General features: G+C 40.3%; 12 protein-coding genes and 1 tRNA gene. 8 read left to right on the plus strand and 5 right to left on the minus strand.

Going from position 1 to position 20315, the window contains the following annotated elements; genetic code table 11:
- Window positions 1-88: 88 nt before the first annotated feature.
- The 5 genes from ACH2AZ_RS11850 to ACH2AZ_RS11870 form a co-directional block, all read right to left on the minus strand.
- Window positions 89-3121 carry a T9SS type A sorting domain-containing protein gene (locus ACH2AZ_RS11850; protein WP_394908018.1) on the minus strand — a complete coding sequence of 1011 codons (3033 nt, stop codon included), beginning with the start codon at window positions 3119-3121 and terminating at the stop codon, window positions 89-91.
- A 9-nt stretch (window positions 3122-3130) separates the two neighbouring features.
- Complete coding sequence (locus tag ACH2AZ_RS11855; protein ID WP_394908019.1) at window positions 3131-7714, minus strand: LamG-like jellyroll fold domain-containing protein; 4584 nt, start codon at window positions 7712-7714, stop codon at window positions 3131-3133.
- Window positions 7715-7744: 30 nt separating this feature from the next.
- On the minus strand, window positions 7745-7951 hold the full coding sequence (locus ACH2AZ_RS11860; protein WP_379043003.1) for a hypothetical protein: 207 nt from the start codon (window positions 7949-7951) through the stop codon (window positions 7745-7747).
- Between the two features lie 298 nt (window positions 7952-8249).
- The gene (locus ACH2AZ_RS11865; protein WP_394908020.1) at window positions 8250-11483 is read right to left on the minus strand and encodes a T9SS type A sorting domain-containing protein; all 3234 of its coding nucleotides are present in this window, start codon (window positions 11481-11483) and stop codon (window positions 8250-8252) included.
- 194 nt (window positions 11484-11677) lie between these two features.
- Window positions 11678-12820, minus strand: a complete 1143-nt coding sequence (locus ACH2AZ_RS11870; protein ID WP_379043008.1) for an acyl-CoA dehydrogenase — start codon at window positions 12818-12820, stop codon at window positions 11678-11680.
- Between the two features lie 85 nt (window positions 12821-12905).
- On the opposite strand from ACH2AZ_RS11870, the gene ACH2AZ_RS11875 reads away from it, so the two are divergent.
- The 8 genes from ACH2AZ_RS11875 to ACH2AZ_RS11910 all read left to right on the plus strand — a co-directional run bounded on the left by ACH2AZ_RS11875 (window position 12906) and on the right by ACH2AZ_RS11910 (window position 20314).
- A complete protein-coding gene (locus ACH2AZ_RS11875; RefSeq protein ID WP_394908021.1) occupies window positions 12906-13973 on the plus strand; it encodes an anhydro-N-acetylmuramic acid kinase in 1068 nt (355 codons plus the stop codon).
- Window positions 13974-14175: 202 nt separating this feature from the next.
- Window positions 14176-15402: a Glu/Leu/Phe/Val dehydrogenase dimerization domain-containing protein gene (locus ACH2AZ_RS11880; RefSeq protein ID WP_394908024.1), complete on the plus strand. Its 1227-nt coding sequence runs from the start codon at window positions 14176-14178 to the stop codon at window positions 15400-15402.
- A 9-nt stretch (window positions 15403-15411) separates the two neighbouring features.
- Window positions 15412-16791 carry a sodium:proton antiporter NhaD gene (nhaD, locus tag ACH2AZ_RS11885; protein WP_379043014.1) on the plus strand — a complete coding sequence of 460 codons (1380 nt, stop codon included), beginning with the start codon at window positions 15412-15414 and terminating at the stop codon, window positions 16789-16791.
- Window positions 16792-16931: 140 nt separating this feature from the next.
- Window positions 16932-17624 (plus strand): MotA/TolQ/ExbB proton channel family protein, encoded by a 693-nt coding sequence (locus tag ACH2AZ_RS11890; protein ID WP_379043065.1) that lies wholly within the window; start codon window positions 16932-16934, stop codon window positions 17622-17624.
- A gap of 3 nt (window positions 17625-17627) precedes the next feature.
- On the plus strand, window positions 17628-18017 hold the full coding sequence (locus tag ACH2AZ_RS11895; RefSeq protein ID WP_379043017.1) for an ExbD/TolR family protein: 390 nt from the start codon (window positions 17628-17630) through the stop codon (window positions 18015-18017).
- 3 nt (window positions 18018-18020) lie between these two features.
- The gene (locus tag ACH2AZ_RS11900; protein ID WP_394908022.1) at window positions 18021-18887 is read left to right on the plus strand and encodes an energy transducer TonB; all 867 of its coding nucleotides are present in this window, start codon (window positions 18021-18023) and stop codon (window positions 18885-18887) included.
- A 4-nt stretch (window positions 18888-18891) separates the two neighbouring features.
- Window positions 18892-20112 (plus strand): bifunctional folylpolyglutamate synthase/dihydrofolate synthase, encoded by a 1221-nt coding sequence (locus tag ACH2AZ_RS11905; RefSeq protein WP_394908023.1) that lies wholly within the window; start codon window positions 18892-18894, stop codon window positions 20110-20112.
- Between the two features lie 127 nt (window positions 20113-20239).
- Window positions 20240-20314 (plus strand) — tRNA-Val (locus ACH2AZ_RS11910).
- The last annotated feature ends 1 nt before the right edge of the window (window position 20315 follow it).

Below are 20315 nucleotides of genomic sequence, written 5' to 3' on the forward strand. Positions count from 1 at the left end.
CCTTTTATTAAAGGAAACTTACATCTTATCGAACAAATCTAGATAAATCTGTTTTATTTAATTTAAAATTTTCGTTAAATATCTTATTTTAATTTTTTATAAACTGCTCACGGTATAGGTTTTGGCCATTATTGTCAATCAATACCAGTACATAATTTCCTGTCTGTAGTTTGCTTAAATCTAGGCTATACGTGGACTGGTTTTTATCAATATTCTGTTGAATTAATTTTTGTCCTAACATATTATAAACCTCTAATTGATTGGCTCGGTTTTCACCTGAATTAAGTTGTAAGTTCAATAGGTTATGTGCTGGTACTGGGTATATTTTATATACGCTTGCAGTTTCTTCATCAATACTTAGCTGGCTGCCCCATTTAAAATAGAACCTATCATGAGCGATACTGCCGGGTAAACTTTGGTCTACACTAAAATTATAAACCTGGTCGTTTTTGCTCACCAGTATCTCCTTGTTTTTATACTGGTCTACTAGATACAAGTTTAACCCTGGTAAACTTTCGAAAGTAAATTGCAAACTGTACTGGTTTTCTCGGTATTGATTCACAAATAGTGGAATGGTCTCTCCCGTTTGTGGCATGTTTCTACGATCGATACTAGTGTATGCCTGTCCATTTACAACCGCTAGATTTTCATCTAAATTCCCAAACTTAGGCAAATCCTCTCCCGCGTAAGCATTACTGAATTGACTATCCCATTTGATGCGTATGGCATCGCTGGGTTTTTCTTGATTCAAGAATTGATTTTGTGTATAGAGTTGTAGTGTTAAACTCGGTATATTATTTCCTGTGCTAAACACCGCGGTTTGCGCCTGATTTATGTTTTTATAAGCCTCTTTAAACATCATTGAAGGAGTGACTCCTGTTGTTTGAGTGACCACAAAAGCCGCTTGACCTGGCTGTAAGAATTGATTGGCAGCAGAGCCAGTAGCTCCATCAATTGCTGAGCCGTCATCCATATCAATAGATACAAATGCTCCGCGTACGCCCATCTGTGCATCCCAAACAATATAATCTTGCTTTAGGTTAGTGGTTGCAGCATCATTCAATACCATTCCCATATCTACGGCCGCAGGGTATGGGTTACCAAAGAAATTAAAGGCATCGGCATTTTGGTTAAATTGAGTGTTGTATAATACATCTCCGCTTAGTATGCTTCCAGTTGCTCGTAAGATGGTATTGCTAGGTGCAGCAGCATTGCTCGTTATGACGGTAGAACGGTCACCACGTACCATTAAACGCAAAGGTTCTCCTGCGCTAAGTGTGTTGATGTTGGTATTGTCTATAGCCGACCATTGCTGACTGGTATTGTTAAACAAGAACAGGGAAGGATTCGCACTTGGTGTAAGATCGAAACCATTAGTCTGATCTGAATTGGTTCCTGTGATATGCGTTCCATAACCGGGATTAGGGTCATTGTTCCAAGCATTGGCTCCTTCCTGCCAGTTATCATGAATGCTCGTGGTAGTGGTAACAGGAGAACTTACTAATCTAAAGGCACGACGTGCAGGAATACATTGTTCGGTAATCACATTACCAGTGACACTGCTACCGCTTACCAATTCTCCTATTTGAGCTACACGATTGGCGGCATCATTAAAGCGACAAGCCAAGACTAAATTATCATTAGTGGCTAGGTTCGCCGTATTGGTGAAAGTCAAATGATCTAACAAACGAATAGGAGTGGTTGTGCTTAGGTTAAGATCTCCCGCTAAGTTAATAGATCCTATGGTAAATCCTGCGCCCATAATTTCTTGGGTGGAGGAGTTTCCTGCATCATCAAAATTTAATTGTCCATTTTCAGAATTGATGATACCGCCTTCATTATTAAGATTTCCAGATAGCGTAAAGGTACTATTAATACTTATGTTAGCTTCTGAATAGATATTTATATCTTTAGCATTAAAATTCACATTGAAATTAGGAAAATTGGGCACATTAGCCGGTATATGTAGTTCTGGTTCGGTTACTAGCGAAGGATCATCTACACACCAGTTACCAGAATTGGCGACATCGCTATCGATGGCACCGGTCCAAATAACCATATTGTTGCCGCTACTTGGCACCGCTATGGGTACAAAGCTTAATGCACCACGAGATGCTCCTGCATCCTCAACAATAGAAAAGGAAATTTTAGAATTAGTGCCTAGATAACCTTGCCAAACGTTGGGAACACCATTGCGGTTATCCCAGCTATTGCTGCTATACACCAACTCGCCGTCTACTATTAAACGCACATCATCATCGTGACGTGTAATGTCAATTTGATATATGCCGCAAGGGAAACCCTCACGTGCATAGGTATAGGAGTGGTTGTCATTGCTTACGGGATCACCTGAATAGGCCGCACCACTGGTAGCATTTGCATTGGAAGGGGTGTTATTATCTGACCAACGGTCTGCTGTGTCAAAGCTTGGATTGGTCTCGGTGTAAAAACCTTCTAATACACTAAAAGCTTTGTCGCTATAAACGCTTACATGCCATTCGTCAGTGCCATAAGTTAAGCTAGGATTGCTTACGGGTTCAACCTGTAAAGCACCATACGAATTTCCTGGGCGTTCTATCCAAACGTATTCTACTTCAGAATTTGCATCTAAATTACCTGTCCACACATTGGCATGGGTATCACAGCATCCATCGTGTTGAAAAACAACACTGCCATCTATTATTATCCATACATTATCATCATGGGCTTGTCCAGAAGGTTGACCTGGGGCACTTGTGATAGATAAGGTATAGGTGTCATTTGGAAAGCCTTTACGTTTGTAACTTACCATATGATTGTTTGACGTAACATTACAACCTGTATAATCTGTTACATTACTGGGACTTTGATTAGCGGCAAAGGACTGGCGCGAGTCAAAGCTCAAATTACCCGTGCCATAACCGGCGTCTATATAATAGCCGCGGTAATCGCTGTAATCTCTTTGGTTAAAAGCCGGATCGCTACTGCCTACTGAAACAAGGTTGTAAGCATAGACAGTCCATTGATTGTTGATAAAATCTCCCGGTGTGGGGTCGGTCGTGTCGTCTGCACATTGTGCGTGCAGACCTATCGACCAAGTTGTTGTAAGTAAAAAACTGAGGAGTAAACCAAGTTTTCTCATATAGATTTATTATTCTTTAATTAATTTTTGTACCCATTGTGATTGACTAGCTTGATGTATCACGCGAACTAAATAAATACCTGCAGGTAAACTTTGAACCGAAACTTGTGCTTGATTTTCATGAGCTTCTAAGTTTCGTAATAGTAATGTTTTACCAAGTATATCAGTTACTTCAACTTCTAAATTACCAGATAAGTTGTTAGGTAAAAGCAGGTTTAGGTTTTCGCCGTTCACCGGATTAGGATACATACTTAAATCAGCTTGTGTAAGGCTTATATCGCCTAGTGTACGACCAAATTGCAACTCAAAACGATTGGCATCAATACTTGCTGGTAAATTGCTATCAACGCTAAAAGCATATATCTGTCCGTTTTGCTGAATGCTAACCTGTTTGTTCTTATAATGATCAATCAAGATTAACTCACGTTGTGGTAAATTCTCAAAGTCAAACTTCAATACGTAGCTAGATTGACGGTATTGATTGATAAACAATGGAATACTTTCACCTTGTTGGGGTAAATCTCTACGGTCAATTGCCGTGTAATACTGCCCGTTGATCACGGCTAAATTTTCATCTAAGTTTCCAAACTTAGGTAAATCTTCAGTACCATAACCACTCGAGTAGTTAACGTCCCATTTGATACGGATCCCATCACTGGCGGTGTTTTGGTTGAGATAAGCGTCTTGAGCAAAGAGGCTGATGTCCAAACTAGATGCAGCATTATTTGAACTGAATACCGTAGTTTGGGCTACGTCTACATTTTTATAAGCCTCCTTGAACTGTAAACTAGGGGTTGTATTTTGATTACTGGTTACCACAAAGGCAGCTTGGCCCGGTTGTAAAAACTGGTTGGCTTGTGAGCCAGTTGGTACTGGGCTTCCGGTATCTGTATCGATGGTTACAAAGGCTCCACGTCCATTATCTCCATTCAATTGAGGGTCCCAAATATAATACCCATTTTTAAGGTTGGTTGTATTTATGTCATCGAATACAAGCATCATATCTACAGCGGCAGGATAAGGATTTCCAAAGAAATTAAAAGCATCTAAACTGTTGTTGAAATCGCTTCCGTGCGTATAATCTCCAGCATTTATAGTTCCTTTTGCACGCAATATTGTATTGCTAGGTGCGGCTGCATTTATAGTGATGTCTGTGCTTCGGTCACCGCGTACCATCAAGCGTAAAGGCGCTCCCGCAGTAAGTGTATTGGTATTGGTGTTGCCTATAGCTGCCCATTGTTGACTTGCGTTATTGAAAAGGAACAACGACGGATTTCCACTTGGTGTAACGTCAAAACCATTGTCTTGATCAACAAGAGTTCCTGTAATATGCGTACCATAACCAGGATTGGGGTTATTATTCCAAGCGTTAGCACCTTCTTGCCAGTTAGCATGAATGCTTGTAGTGGTAGTCACTGGTGAAGTAACCAATCTAAAAGCACGTTTAGCAGGAATACATTGTTCCGTCATAATTTCACCGGTTATACTACCGCTTGATAAATCGGCTATTTGAGCTACACGTTGAGAAAGATCTGTGAATTGGCAAGCTAGAACCAATTTTCCATTGGTTGCTAAGTTACCTTGATTGATGCGCAATACCTCTTGAATACGCACCTCTAGGTTTAGATCGTTGGCAATCTCAACTCCGGCGGTATTGTTGATGCTTAGCTCACCCGCGCTTAAGCTTTGATTACCGCTGATTACTTGAAGGCTTTCGCCATCGAAACTTAAACTGGCTTCATCAGCGTTTAAGCTCCCTTGATTGTCAACATTTCCTGTAAGTGATAAATTTATCCCATTAGCCACTGTTAGGTTTGCTCCGCTAACAATACGCATACAACCCACTTGTGCATCTTGGTTAAGGTTCGCTGTACTTCCAGCTTGCACCACAAATTTACGTCCGGAATCTTGAAGGCCTGGAGCTTGATTTAAACCTGATCCGTAAAGGTATTGTGAACCGTCCCATGTTATCGGTTCTAGACCGTTAATACGGAAAGTGAAATAATCGCCATTGCTAAAATTTGCACCGCTAAAACTCGCCTGCGAACAGGTTAGTGTGTTAGCGCTAATGCTTGTTGGGCTGGTAAAAGCAGCATCGCTACTAATTAACAATTCAATTGTAGTGAAGCCATTAGCCGGTAAGGCTAAGTTGCTTAGATCTAAATTTAAATCTACCGTACCTACATCACCCAGCTCACTTACTCGCCATAAGGTGTTTAGTCTTTGGTTGTCTGCCGTATTCGAGTTACAAGCTAAATCGGATGTATTTAATTCGCTATAATCATTACTATCGGCAGCGATTAATAAAAACTCATTCGCGCTTAAGCTAGAAGGATTGTCGATCTGTATAATTCCTGTACCGAATTGACTATCTGTTTTCGTTTGATTTACGTTGTAAATACCTACTAAGTCATGATCAAAATCACCGTTAGCAGGTGTATCAAATGCATAGCCATCGTTGGCGCTTAGGTTAATATCGTATTTTGAAGCCAAGTAATTGTGCAGTAGGAAAATAGAGTTAGAGAATAAATCGCTGGCATGGATAGCAAATTCGGCAATTTTTCCAGAGAAATAGTTGCCAGAGCCATTTGTTCCATTCATTTTAACGGTATCAGTGTGACCACCTATGCTTATATTGCCTGAATGTGCGTAGATTAATCCTACTCCATTAACACTATTGATTAACTGGCCGTTTAAATACATTCTAAAAATTCCGTTTGGAGTGCCACTACCATTATGACCTCCTGCATAAACAAAACTCACTACATAACGGGTGTTTGCAGCAATAGTAGTGCTTACTTGCTTATCTACCCAGTTATCTCCCGGTCCGTCGCTGTTACTATCATTAAATCCCCCTACAATTAAGTTACCAGCATCGATAAGCATATGTAGGTTTCGGGTATTTCCCCCTTCTTCATATAAAACTTGACGACTGCTTACATCGCTTCCGGTTTCAAAAGCCATAGTAAAAGTACGCTCGTTAAAAGGACCCCCTAAATTGATGTCGTTATTGTTAGGGATGTTTAAGTAGGTGTTGGTGTTTCCAAAATCAACGGCAGGGTAAGCGTTCATTTGGTTGGTCCTGTATTGTGGACGACTTGCAGCATTGGTTTGCTCGGCATCTTCATTATTGCTTCCTTCGTTGGCCCAAGAAGCAACAGGTGTATTGTTTGCTTGATCAATGCTGCTGGCTCTCCACCAAAATTTGGTAGTAGCCAGATTACTCACCCCACCGGGTAAAGGCGTTCCCATAGTTGCGGAGGGTAAGACAAATTTCACATACTCTCCATCATTCAAACTGATGTTGTTGAAAGAAATAATATTAGCATTAGACCCACTGGCAGTATAAGTAGTTGAACTGCTAAAAGACGCATTGGTTGACACTTCAAGTTGAATATCGTTCACCGGATCGAATCCGTAAAGGAAATCAGTCACATCAATTTTAACCGTGGTGTTATTGAAACTACCATTCTTGCTAACTCGCCAAGTGGCTTGTGTTCTATATAAATCTCTGCTTTGAAGGCTGCATCCCTGGCTGCTGTTCTCTAAATCTAAATTATCGATTTGATCGCTACTCAAAATTAAGTAATCGCCATCAGTCAAAGTATTATTTTCTAACAAAACAATTCCTGTTCCTCGGTTCGAGCTTAAAGAAGTCGCTGTAGCGTTGATGCGTGCAATACCCACCGAATGAAAGTCGAAATTTCCGTTAGCAGCCGTATCGTTATTATTGTAGTTGTTAGCGCTTAGGCTAATGTCATATTTGGAAGCCAAGTAATTTTCAACCAAGCGACGTTCAGCTTGATTAAGAGCTTGATTGTATATGATAAACTCAGCCATTAAACCGTTAAAGAAATTGGTGCTATTGGCACTGTCTGAACCATTATGGTAGTAACTATCGTTAGCCTGAGCTCCCAATACTGCAGGATTATGGTTGTATAATCTACCGATATTATTCAAGGTACCCACTAAACTTCCATTAACATAGGCCTCAAGCGTTCCTGTTTGTGAGGAGTTACCAGCAAAACGAAAACTGATTACATAATTGGTGTTGGCTGTAATACTTGTTTTGGTAGAAACGAAACCCCAAGGTGCATCGGTGCCATCATTATTTATATTCCATCCGCCAAAATATAATTCACCGTTATCTATATAAATGTTTAAACCGCGGACCGTTCCTCCTTCTTCATAAATCACTTGACGGGCGGTTACATCACTTCCTGTGCGTACAACCAATGAAAAAGTACGACTACTAAAGGGACCATTTTGGTTAAGCGAATTGTTATCGGCTATATCTAAATAATCATTAGTAGCAAAAGAAAGTGCAGGCAAACCATTGATCTGGTTGATCAAATAGCTAGGACGTCTATTTGCGGTAGATTGAGCGGCCACCTCGGGATCGCCACCTAAATTCGACCAACTGGCTACAGGGTCACTATTGTTTAATCCTTCAATTGCATCGGCAGCAAACCAAAACGGGTTGCTTAAGGCATCACCTACCCCACCAGGGCCTTCTTGAGCCTGTGCGGTCAAGCCGATAAACAAAAGCGTATGGACGAGTATAAATAAATGTTTGGGTAAAAATTTCTTCATAAGATTCGGTTTTAAAGGTTAGGTGATAAATTACTTGCGTAATTTTTTAAAGCCCAAATAGCCGCCGGCTATAAATCCAAGAGCTACAAGACCATCTATGGGAGCTGCAGGTGTTTCGTCGTCTACATCATCATTATTTCCGAAGCCGGGAGGAAACTGAGCTGCTGCCTTGAATGAAGTAAGTGATAAAATGGCAAAGGCCAATATTGCGGTGGTTTTTCTTAAGGTGTTTTTCATAGGTCAAATGGTGTTAAGTGTATTTTATAAACCTAAACGATTAGTATCTCAATAGTAATAAGTTAGAATTAAAATGATAACGTTTCTCTATTATTTGTCTTAACAAAATTAAGGGCAACTCCTTGTAAATGAAACTTAAACGCCGATAATTCGTTAAATCGGCTTTTTTACTCGTTGAAGGGTATTTGGCTTGTCGTTAAAAGGAATTACTTGCATTTTATCGTTTAAGAAAAACAAAAAAAACCGCTTACCACAAAGGGGTAAGCGGTTTTTTAAAAGCCAAATAAGTTCTTCTGAACTAGTTTTTAAGCAGTTTGATTTGCTGCTTGCTTTGCGTTTCTACATCTAGAATTTCTATCAAGTATAAACCAGACGTAAGCTTTAAATTGCTTAGGCTTACTTTACCAGAATGTTGGTTAAGCTGTTGCTGATATATACGCTGACCAAGTAAATTATAAATAGCAATACTTACAGGTGTAGTGCTAGGTTGATCAAAATCTATCTGCAGCTTATTCCCGTTTAAAGGATTAGGATAAACACTTGGCGTTTGCTTCTCAATAAGATTTGTGCCTAAACGTTTATCGGTAACCAAAGCAAAACGCAAAGGATCTGTACTAGCTGCAACCTGATCGTCTACTTGAAAAGCAATAGTATTTTCGCCTTTCTGCAAGATTTGTTGGGTGCCTAAATAATTGTCTTCTAAATACACACTTTGATCAAGCTCTCCCACATGAATTTGCAATACATAGTGTTTTGCACGGTAATTTGTAAGCGCTAAAGTCAGGTTTTCTTGAGCTGTTGGTAAGGCTCTACTTTCTATAGCAATATATTGGCCTTGTTCAAAACGTGAAATGCTTTCATCTAGATTAAATAACTTTGGTGCATCATAAGCATCGATGGGGTTGTTGAAGTTGGCGCCAAATTTTATTTTCAATCCGTCTAGCGGAGTTTCTCCATTTAAGAAAGCTTGTTGACGGTATAAATTTATTTGTATGCTGCTGTGAGAGGCCGCTGGTCTAAATACGGCTGTAGCGGGCTCGTCAACTGCTTTAAAACTCTCTTGAAAATTTAATTTGGGAGCTGTGCCTTGGTTTGCAGTTACAAAAAAGGCAGCTTGCATAGGTTGTAAAAACAGATTCGCTTCTGTATTTTGATTTCCTTGTACATTAGGGTCAACCGAAGCTGAGAAATCATCGGCATCTAAAGTTACAAATCCGCCACGTCCTCCTAAGGTAGAACTATTTGGGTTGGCATCGGCATTTCCTCCTAAGTTCGGATCGTAAATATAAATAAAACGACCCGCGTTTTTAGTTTTCGGACTGTTCAGTACCTTGCGCATATCTACTGCAGCGGGGTATGGATTCCCAAAAAAGTTAAAACTGCCTGCTGTGCTATTGAATCCTGTAAGTGTAGTGTCTCCAGAAAACAACTCCCCTCGAGTACGTAATTTAGTATCGTTTGGGATTGCGGTGTTTTTGGTAACGTCTAGTCCTCTGCTTCCGCGGATTAATATACGATAAGCATCACCTGCGTCAAGGCTGGTGTTATTGGTGTTGGCGATAGGACTCCATGTCTGACTGGCATTGTTGAATTCAAACATCGAAGGATTTCCGCTAGGGGTGTAGTCAAAACCATTGGTTTGATCTGCCGTAGTACCGGTAATATGTGTACCATAACCAGGATTAGGGTTATTGTTATAAGCAGAAGCATTTTCTTGCCAGAAATAATGAATACTGTTGTTGCTAGACAAAACACTGGTGCTTAATGGTGCGCTTATCAATCTAAATGCGCGTCTACCAGGAAAACACTGTTCAGCGATCAAATTACCACTTATACTTCCAGAAGTGCCAATCGGTGCTACTTGAGCCATCCCTGTGCTTACTCCCGGGCTTGTAAATTGGCAAGCCAGCGTTAGCTTGTCGTTGGTGGTTAAGCTTCCGCTGATTACCTTTAGTGTTTCTAAAAGGCGTAGGTCTTGATTTATGGTTAAACCAGCTAGGTTTTCTAAATGCAAGTTAGCTAATTCGCCATTTTGCAATAAATTGTCGGGTAAAGTTTGAGGGTTTTCTCCAGAAAAATGAAGAACAGAACCAGGTTGGCTACCCGCGATGCTAGCATTGTTGCCCAGATTGATTACTTCTTCAATATTAAATAGGAAACCGTTTAAATCTATGCTTGCTCCATCACCAAGTGTGAGGTTTTTCGCACCCGTGTTTTTACTTAAACTAGGGTAGTTGGTTAAACCAGTTGGGATAATAACATTATAATTAGCGTTTGGAATAATCGTCTGACTCCAATTCCCTGTGTTTTCCCAATTGTTGTTTACGGCACCTGTCCATGTCAAATCGCTACATCCAGTGGCTTCTTCTATAGTAGCCGAGATCGCTGCATCTAAACTGGTATATTCAAAAATAATCTGGTGATCGCCGCCTACCTCAAAAGCTAGATCGTTAAAAATAGCAATACCACTGGCGTTAGTGTTTTGAGTAAGTGTACCTAATAAATTACCACTTCCTGAGTACATACTGGCCTTTATTGCGTAACCTGCTTGTTGTACAGTAGCACCGTTAAAGTCGGCAATACGTACTTGTATTGAAGAGGCTAGGCTACCGTCGCAATTAGAACTTGTAGGTTGGCTGTCTATTACCAATTGACTGGCCACACCAATAGCTTGCTCGTTATAAGCTAAGAAGGCGGGGTCTGAGTTACCGCTAGGAATATATTCAACCTGAGTAACTTGCTGGTAGTTACTGTTGGTGATACCAAATTGGCTTAATTCAGCAGCAAAAAAACGTATTCCTCGTTCTGTTTTATGAAAACCCGATGAGTTTTGTGTACTGTTAAATTCATAAAAATCAGCCACCCAATCGGCTACTACAGGGAAATTACTATTGCTATTTAAATTGATTTGAACAGCATTTCCTACTATATTTCCTGATGCATCTTTAAACCGAATTTGATCGGATCCACCGCCAGGAGTAGCGATAGTAGCGATTAAAATGTCGGGTGTATTGTCATTGATTTTGTTAGGATCTATGCCGTTGCTACTCAACTTGAAAAAAGTAGAAGCTCCGCTCGGGATATTGGCAATTCCTGTACCCAGGTCTAAACCTTGGATTCCATCGGTCAAGAAATACGCAGCTTGGGTTCCGTTAGTGATGGCTTCAAAAGGTTGTGTATTACTGTTGTTGACACCATTATCTATACCATCATACAACTGACCTAAACCTACAAACTGGCTACTACCGTTAATGCTGTTTAAAGTTGCTACGGGTAAAGCTCGATAATTTTCTGGTGTAAAGCCTACTCCTTGGCTGGTTAATAAGGCATCATTCACTCCAGTAGAATAAGTTATTCCATTATGGGTGAAGCCAATCAAATTATGCGAATTGGCAGGCTTATTAGGGTTTTTATTGTTTGATGAAGAATGCCAGTAGCCTTGGTAATCGGTGTAAACGCCGGTTACTTGGGCATGAATACTTAGTAAAGTACTGCATAAAAAGCCTAGTACAAAAAGGTAATTTTTTGCCATATTAGGTGTTTTTTTGGTTTGATAAAGTCGCGAAATTAAGCCAATGCCAACGTTCAAGCTACACTATTATAAACTATTCGTTGAAAAGGTGCTTTTGCCGATAAGCGGTAGTTGTGTGGATAGTTATAAGGAAATTATTAACAAAAAAAACCTGTAGTTTGGCTACAGGTTTTTCTTATATGGTATAGATTTGATTAATCTCTTAACAGTCCTCTTGAAATTACAATTTTCTGGATTTCAGAAGTTCCTTCGTATATCTGGGTAATTTTAGCGTCACGCATTAAACGCTCAACGTGGTACTCTTTAACATAACCGTTTCCTCCGTGAATTTGAACCGCTTCTACCGTAGTATCCATAGCTACTTTTGAAGCATAAAGCTTAGCCATTGCTCCGCTCATATCATAGTTATTCCCCATATCTTTATCCCAAGCCGCTTGCATAACAAGGTGTCTAGCAGCAGCAATCTCGGTATACATATCGGCCAACTTAAAAGCGATAGCTTGGTGGTTGCAAATTTCGGTACCAAATGCCTTACGGATTTTAGAGTACTCACGGGCCAATTCATAAGCTCCGCTGGCAATCCCTAAAGCTTGTGCGGCAATACCAATGCGTCCTCCCGATAGGGTTTTCATCGCAAAGGTAAATCCAAAACCATCTTCTCCAATTCTATTCTCTTTAGGAACCTTTACATCGTTAAAGTTTAAGGTATGTGTGTCGCTTCCGCGGATTCCTAGTTTTTGTTCTTTAGGCCCTACTTCAAAACCTTCCCAGCCTTTTTCAACGATAAAGGCATTGATTCCTTTGTGCTTTTTCTCGCGATCGGTTTGTGCTATTACCAAGTAGTAATCGGCACTGTTCCCGTTGGTAATCCAGTTCTTGGTACCGTTTAACACATAATGGTCTCCTTTATCTATAGCCGTGGTGCGTTGTGAAGTGGCATCGCTACCTGCTTCGGGTTCGCTTAAACAAAAAGCTCCAATCGATTCGCCAGTGGCTAATTTGGTTAGGTATTTCTGCTTTTGCTCTTCGGTACCGAAAGTTTCTAGTCCCCAGCAAACCAACGAGTTGTTTACCGAAACGATAACCGATGCTGAAGCGTCTATTTTGGAAAGCTCTTCCATAGCTAAAACGTAAGAAACAGTATCCATACCGCCACCTCCGTACTCTGGAGAAACCATCATACCTAAAAAGCCTAGTTCTCCCATCTTTTTAACTTGTTCGGTTGGGAAAAGTTGTTTTTCATCGCGCTCAATTACGCCAGGTAATAATTCATTTTTAGCGAAATCCCTTGCGGCATCGCGTATCATCAGGTGCTCTTCTGTAAGCTTAAAATCCATAGCAATTTTTTTTATTGTGAAAAAAACGTTGCAAATATACTCGATATAAGTCAATTATTCAATGATTCGTTTTATTTTTACGAATATGAAAACGAAATCCCCGCTTTACTTAGGATTAATGTCTGGCACCTCATTAGATGGTGTAGATGTTGTTGCTGTGCGTTTTAATGAGCAAGGAAACGCTTATCAATATGAGTTGTTGCATGCCAAAACCTATGCTTATTCGCCTGAATGGCAAGCGAGCTTGGCAAATGCTATACAGCTCGATTCTTCGGCCTTAGAGCAGTTAAACCAGAATTATACCCAATATTTAGCCGAAATAGTTCGTCAATTTATGCGAGAATATCAAATTCCTATCAAAGAGGTAGCGGCAGTTTGTTCGCACGGACATACGGTATTTCATCAACCTGAAAAAGCTTATACGCTGCAAATTGGTAATTTGCCTCAGCTAGCTCAACTATTAGGCGTTTGTGTGGTTTGTGATTTTAGGGTACAAGATGTGCAACTGGGCGGTCAGGGTGCACCTTTAGTTCCCGTTGGAGATGCTTTGCTTTTTGGAGAATATGATGCCTGCATCAATTTAGGAGGATTTGCAAATATTTCTTACGACCACGAAAAGCGTCGTATTGCCTACGATATTTGTCCGTTAAATATCTTGTTAAACCGGTACGCAGCTCAATTAGGCTTGGCTTATGATGAAGAAGGTCGGTTAGCCGCCAAAGGAACATTTGATGAAACTTTATTTGATGCACTACAAAACATAGCTTACTACCAAAGTTTGCCACCCAAATCATTGGGGCTCGAATGGGTGAATGCGGTTTGCCTTCCCATACTGTCGAGCTTCGATTTACCGGCTACTAGCATACTGCGTACTCTAACCGAGCATATGGCGCATCAATTGGCAGCCGTGGTTCAACCTCAACAACGTATTTTGCTTACAGGTGGTGGTGCGCTTAACCAATTTTTGATTGCTCGATTTAGCAATCTAACCGCTGCTCAACTTATCTTGCCTAAGGATGAACTTATCCATTTTAAAGAAGCCTTGGTGTTTGCCTTCTTGGGCATGTTACGCTTAGGCGGATTGAATAACGTATACGCTAGTGTAACGGGTGCCTCAATCGATCATTCTTCGGGAGTGGTGTTTTATCCGTAAAGAAAAATAGAACGATTTCGCATAAAACAACGGACTTGTTTAATGCTGTTTTAAGGTAATTGATGAGAATGAAATAATAACTCGCTTTTGGTTGTTTATTTCTGCTAAAAAAAACTAGCAAAATTAAAAGCTTATTATTTATTTAACATTTATGTTTACTTATATTTGTGCGAAAATTTTATAGAACCTACTTAGAATTATGATGAAAAAACTACTACAAGAATACGAAAATAAGCAACCTGAGATTGTTTTTCATTGGAAAGACCGAGAGACGGAGGCAGAAGGATGGACGGTTATAAACTCGCTACGTGGCGGTGCTGCTGGTGGGGGTACGCGTATGCGTAAAGGATTAGATAAAAATGAAGTACTCTCATTGGCAAAGACCATGGAGATAAAATTTTCGGTATGTGGTCCACCTATTGGCGGAGCAAAATCGGGTATAAATTTTGATCCAGCCGATCCGCGTAAGCAGGGAGTTTTAAAAAGATGGTTCCAAGCTGTGAGTCCGTTGCTAAAGAATTATTACGGCACGGGCGGCGATATGAATGTAGATCAGCGCACAGAGGTCATTCCCATTACGCAAGCTTATGGTGTCACGCATCCGCAAGAAGGAGTTTTTCAAGGGCATTTCAACACCGATGAGCACGAAAAAAACATCCGCATCAACCAACTCAAACAAGGGGTTTCTAAGCAAGTAGATACCTCTATTTTTTTGCCTAATGCCGAACAAAGCTATACGGTTGGCGATTTAATCACAGGCTACGGCGTAGCCGAGGCTGTAAAACATTATTACGGAATTTATGGTGGTGAATTGGCTGGCAAAAAAGCCATTGTTCAAGGATTTGGCAATGTAGGCGGTGCAGCTGCTTTTTACTTGGCAGCTATGGGTGTTAAAATTGTTGGAATTATAGATAGAACTGGAGGTATTATCGAGCCAGAGGGAATCTCTTTTGAGCGTTTAAAAGAATTGTATGCGACGCGAGAGGGCAATGCGCTTAAAGCGGAAGATATGCTTAGCTTTGAAGCGGTAAACGAACAAATATGGAATGTAGGAGCACAAATTTTTGCTCCCTGCGCAGCTTCACGATTGGTTACCCAGAAGCAAGTAGAGCAGATGATTGCTGGTGGTCTAGAAGTAATTACAAGCGGTGCTAATGTTCCGTTTGCCGATGAAGCGATTTTCTTTGGACCCATTATGGAATATACCGATAAGCATGTAAGCATAATCCCAGATTTTATATCTAATTGCGGTATGGCTCGTGTGTTTGCTTATTTAATGCAGCCCGAGGCCAAAATTGAAGATGAGGCTATCTTTAATGATGTTTCACAAACTATTAAACAGGCCTTAGAAGACGTATATTCTAAAAACAATAATCCTATTCATCTATCGCAAACGGCTTTTGAGATTGCCTTAGAAAAATTAATCTAACTTTTAAAAATGACAAGCTTATTAATTTTTACGTTTGTAATGGGCTATTTAGCCATTACTTTAGAGCATCCGCTCAAATTAGATAAAGCGGTGCCGGCTTTGTTGATGGGAACGCTCATGTGGGCACTTTTAGCCGTTGGTTTTAATCAGGGCTGGTTTTCTATTGTCGATTACCATGGTCATATTTTTCAAATCGATCAGCCCGACACCGATGCGCAATTGTATGGTTTTAAAGCCAATTTAATGCATCATTTTAGCAGTATTGGCGAAATCCTCTTCTTTTTAATCGGAGCCATGACCATTGTCGAAATTATCGATTTGCACCGTGGTTTTGGGATTATTAAAAAAGTAATCAAACCTAAAAGTAAAGTAAAATTACTATGGATACTAGGAGCGCTGGCTTTTGTGCTTTCGGCTATTATCGATAACCTAACGGCCACTATTATTTTAATTACCTTATTGCGTAAGATTTTGGTACGCCATCAATACAGGGTGTGGTATGCCAGTATGATTATCATCGCTGCCAATGCGGGAGGAGCTTGGTCGCCAATTGGAGATGTTACTACTACCATGCTATGGATTGGCGGTAAGGTAACGGCTCTGGGCTTGTCTGAATACCTGATAGTTCCTTCATTGGTTTGTTTTGTGGTTCCTTTTTTCATTGCTACCAAACTAAAGCCATTTAAAGGAAAAGCCATGCGAAAAGAGATGATTATAGATGAAGAGGCAGAGCGCTTGTTAAGCAGTAAAACCATGCTTTATGTAGGTTTGGCGGGAATTGCCTTTGTGCCTATCTTTAAAGGTGTCACTGGTTTGCCGCCTTATTTAGGAATGATGTTTTCTCTGGGAGTAGTTTGGTTGGTTTCAGAGTATGTTCGACCCGTTAAAAATTTACCCAAAAAGCAAAAGCACTTATACTCGACGCATAAAGCTTTATCTAAAATAGAATTTTCAAGTATACTTTTTTTCCTGGGAATTTTATTATCGGTGGCCGCTTTAGAGAGTTTGGTTTACGGAAGCATAGGCGGAGAAGAAGTGGGTACCCTGCGCTATGTAGCCGAAAAGGTTTCTGCTGCTATACCAAATATGGATGTAGTAGTATTATTACTCGGAGCGCTTTCTGCATTAATAGATAATGTACCTATGGTGGCTGCAACAATGGGAATGTACACTTTTGAAACCGATAGTCCTATTTGGCATTTTATTGCCTTTTCGGCAGGTACAGGAGGCAGCTTATTAGTAATAGGTTCTGCCGCTGGGGTAGCTGCAATGGGTATGGAAAAAATTGATTTTATCTGGTACTTAAAGAAAATTGCTTGGTTGGCAGCTATCGGATTTATCTCTGGTGCGTTAACCTTTATTTTTATCGAGCAATTCTTTTATAGTTAAAAAATTACTACAGGCTCTTTGTGCTTGCAAAAATCATTGTAGCTTTGAGCCTGTAAAAGCGCTTAAAATAATTTTAAGTGTTGAGGTAATTTTACACGCTTTATATCGTTATTCTTATGAAACTAAACTTTTTAAACCTAATGACTTTACAAGATGTAGCCCAAGAGGTAGCTCAAGATGCAGAAGCCTTGCCTCAAGAAAAAACTTTTTCTTTTCTTGAATTATTAACCAGTGGTGGAGTTGGCGGAATAATTGTAATTGCCATTTTAAGCGTGCTATTTATCGCCGCTTTATACATTTATTTTGAACGTCTTTTTGCTATAAAAGCCGCCTCGAAAACCGATGCTAACTTTATGTATCAAATAAAAGATCATGTTGCCAACGGTAATATAGAAGGTGCTAAGGTTCGATGCGCTCAAGAAAATTCTCCTGTGGCCCGTCTAACGGCAAAGGGTATCAGCCGTATTGGTAGTCCGTTAGAAGATATCAATACTGCCATAGAAAATGCGGGTAGACTAGAAGTGTATAAGTTAGAAAAAAATGTTAGTGTTTTAGCGACAATCGCGGGAGCTGCCCCAATGATTGGTTTCTTGGGAACTGTAATTGGTATGGTTTTAGCATTTCATGAATTGGCGAGCAGTAGCGGTCAAGCCGAAATGGGTTCTCTTGCAGAGGGTATTTATACGGCGATGACCACAACCGTTGCCGGATTAATTGTAGGTATTGTTGCTTATATCGGTTATAACCATTTGGTAGTTAAAACCGATAAAGTGGTGCATCAAATGGAAGCTACGGCGGTAGATTTTCTTGATTTGTTAAATGAACCCGTTTAAGGTATGAATTTACGCGGAAGAAATAAAGTTAGCCCCGAATTCAGTATGTCTTCAATGACCGACATCGTGTTTTTGTTGTTGGTGTTTTTTATGCTGACCTCGCCGGTAATCACTCCAGAGGCCTTAGACCTTATTTTACCAAAAGCTAAGGGTAAAACCACCAATAAACACGAGCTTGCCGTGAGCATCAATAAAGACATGCAAATGTTTATCAATCAGGAGCAAATCCGTAAAGAGAATTTAGAGCTAGAGTTGCAAAAACGACTGCAAAGTGTAGAAACGCCAACTATTATTTTGCGAGCTGAAGAATCGGTGCCTATCCAAGAAGCGGTTTATGTGATGGATGTAGCCAAACGCAATCAATTTAAAGTAGTATTAGCCGTAAAACCATAATTTGTGCGATTACTAGAAACCAAATATGAACGAAAATCTGCGGCCATAACCAGTGTGATTACGGCCATAATTTTCTTATTGCTTTTTTTCTTTGGCTTTACATATTTAGATCCGCCACCAGAAAATGGAATTGCTATTAATTTTGGGACTTCAGAAATAGGCTCAGGTCAAGTACAACCCACCGAGCCAGTGGCCAGTTCTCCGCAGCAGCAAACCCCAGAACCTACTCCGAGTCCGCAAGAAAATTCTAGTCCGGTAGCCGATGAAGTGCAAACTCAAGACACTGAGGAAGCGCCTGTAATCGCCAAAGAAAAGGAGAATAAGCAGCCTGTAGAAAAAGAACAAAAGGAAAAGAAAGAACAACCAAAGCAAGAGGTTCCCGAAAAGGAAAAGCCTCAAGAACCGGTGAAAGAAGAGCCTAAAAAACCATCCAAAGAAACTTCTGATGCCTTGAATAACCTGTTAAACGGTCCTGAAAATGATGGAGCCAATCAAGGTGGAGAAGGGAACGACTCCAGCGGGGGAGATAAAGGAGATCCTTCTGGCGATCCCAATGCTAAAAGTTATTATGGACAGGGTAAAGGATTAGATGGTGATGGCAATTATCGCTTAGGCGGAAGAAAAGCCCTGAATAAAGAAAAATTTGTACAAGAATGTAACGAATCTGGTGTGGTTGTAGTGAAAATAGAAGTCAATCAACAAGGTCAGGTGATTCGAGCTACCCCAGGAGCACGAGGGACTACCAATACTGCTCCCTGCTTGATGGAGCCCGCCAAACGCGCTGCCTTGGCTACACGATTTAATAGCGATGTAAACGCTCCTGCTAAACAAACCGGTTTTATCGAGTACGAATTTAAGTTATCTGAATAAATTTATGACTTACCAAGAAACCCTGGACTGGATGTTCGGGCAGCTACCTATGTATCAGCGTCAAGGTCAAGTAGCCTTTAAAAAAGATTTAACCAATATCCAGGCTTTTTCTGAGGTGTTAGGTGCTCCACATAAAAAATTTAAAACGGTTCATGTAGGCGGTACCAATGGGAAAGGTTCTAGCAGTCATATGTTAGCTTCGGTTTTACAGGCAGCTGGTTACCGCGTGGGTTTATATACTTCGCCACATTTAAAGGATTATACAGAGCGTATCCGCATTGACGGACAATGTATTGAGCAAGATTTTGTAGTTGATTTTATTCAGCAGCATAAAATTTTCTTAGAAGAACATAGGCTTTCTTTTTTCGAAATGAGTGTAGGACTTGCTTTTGCTTATTTTGCGAGCAAACAAGTAGATATTGCCATAATCGAAGTAGGATTAGGAGGACGTTTAGACTCAACCAATATCATTACCCCAGAATTATCTCTAATAACGAATATCGGTAAAGATCATACTGCAATTTTAGGTGAAACCTTGGGGGCGATTGCATTGGAAAAGGCGGGGATCATCAAACCTCAAGTTCCTGTGGTAATAGGTGAGTTTCATCCCGATACTCATCGCGTGTTTGAAGAGAAAAGTTCAACTTTAAACGCTCCCTTGTATTGGGCTAAGGATTTTGAACTGCCCGCCTATATTCAATTGGATTTAAAAGGAACTTATCAGCAAGGAAATGCCAGAGGCGTGATGGCTTGTATAGAGGTGTTAAAGCACAGGGGTTGGTCCATTTCTAATGAAGCAATAAGTAAAGGCTTTTCTCAAGTAGTGCAGCGTACTGGTTTACGAGGACGCTGGGAAATTTTACAACAAGCCCCTTTATGCATTGCCGATACTGCTCATAACAAAGAGGGATTGGGAGTTGTATTAAAGCAATTGACTGCCTTGCCTCATGAAAAGTTGCATTTTGTTTTAGGAGTAGTACAAGACAAAGATTTATGTCAGGTTTTACCTTTATTTCCTAAAGATGCACACTATTACTTTTGTGCTCCGCAGGTTCCGCGAGCTTTGGAAGCGGAAGAACTAAAATCTAAAGCATTAGAATTTGGTTTAAGGGGAGAGGTTTTTGCATCGGTTGAAAAAGCCTTTGCTTCAGCCAAAGAGCAGAGTTCACTTAGAGATATCATTTATGTGGGTGGCAGTACTTTTGTTGTAGCTGAAATAATTTAATTTTTTTTCATTAAAGACTTGCAGCAATTTATAAATAGTTTATATTTGCACTCGCAATTGATTAGTGTTTACAAATCGATTATGTTCTTTAAATAACAATTTTTTTGTGTTTGCAGTCCATTATCATGGGCGCGTAGCTCAGTTGGTTCAGAGCACTTGGTTTACACCCAAGGGGTCAGGGGTTCGAATCCCTTCGCGCCCAC

Origin of the sequence: uncultured Mesonia sp. (assembly GCA_947499595.1) — a bacterium.
Classification (GTDB): domain Bacteria; phylum Bacteroidota; class Bacteroidia; order Flavobacteriales; family Flavobacteriaceae; genus Mesonia; species Mesonia sediminis.

What these genes read in the sequence shown, in the direction of transcription:
- ACH2AZ_RS11850 (WP_394908018.1), bottom strand. Translation starts at nt 3,121, where the DNA reads ATGAGAAAACTTGGTTTACTCCTCAGTTTTTTACTTACAACAACTTGG.
- ACH2AZ_RS11855 (WP_394908019.1), bottom strand. Translation starts at nt 7,714, where the DNA reads ATGAAGAAATTTTTACCCAAACATTTATTTATACTCGTCCATACGCTT.
- ACH2AZ_RS11860 (WP_379043003.1), bottom strand. Translation starts at nt 7,951, where the DNA reads ATGAAAAACACCTTAAGAAAAACCACCGCAATATTGGCCTTTGCCATT.
- ACH2AZ_RS11865 (WP_394908020.1), bottom strand. Translation starts at nt 11,483, where the DNA reads ATGGCAAAAAATTACCTTTTTGTACTAGGCTTTTTATGCAGTACTTTA.
- ACH2AZ_RS11870 (WP_379043008.1), bottom strand. Translation starts at nt 12,820, where the DNA reads ATGGATTTTAAGCTTACAGAAGAGCACCTGATGATACGCGATGCCGCA.
- ACH2AZ_RS11875 (WP_394908021.1), top strand. Translation starts at nt 12,906, where the DNA reads ATGAAAACGAAATCCCCGCTTTACTTAGGATTAATGTCTGGCACCTCA.
- ACH2AZ_RS11880 (WP_394908024.1), top strand. Translation starts at nt 14,176, where the DNA reads ATGAAAAAACTACTACAAGAATACGAAAATAAGCAACCTGAGATTGTT.
- nhaD (WP_379043014.1), top strand. Translation starts at nt 15,412, where the DNA reads ATGACAAGCTTATTAATTTTTACGTTTGTAATGGGCTATTTAGCCATT.
- ACH2AZ_RS11890 (WP_379043065.1), top strand. Translation starts at nt 16,932, where the DNA reads ATGACTTTACAAGATGTAGCCCAAGAGGTAGCTCAAGATGCAGAAGCC.
- ACH2AZ_RS11895 (WP_379043017.1), top strand. Translation starts at nt 17,628, where the DNA reads ATGAATTTACGCGGAAGAAATAAAGTTAGCCCCGAATTCAGTATGTCT.
- ACH2AZ_RS11905 (WP_394908023.1), top strand. Translation starts at nt 18,892, where the DNA reads ATGACTTACCAAGAAACCCTGGACTGGATGTTCGGGCAGCTACCTATG.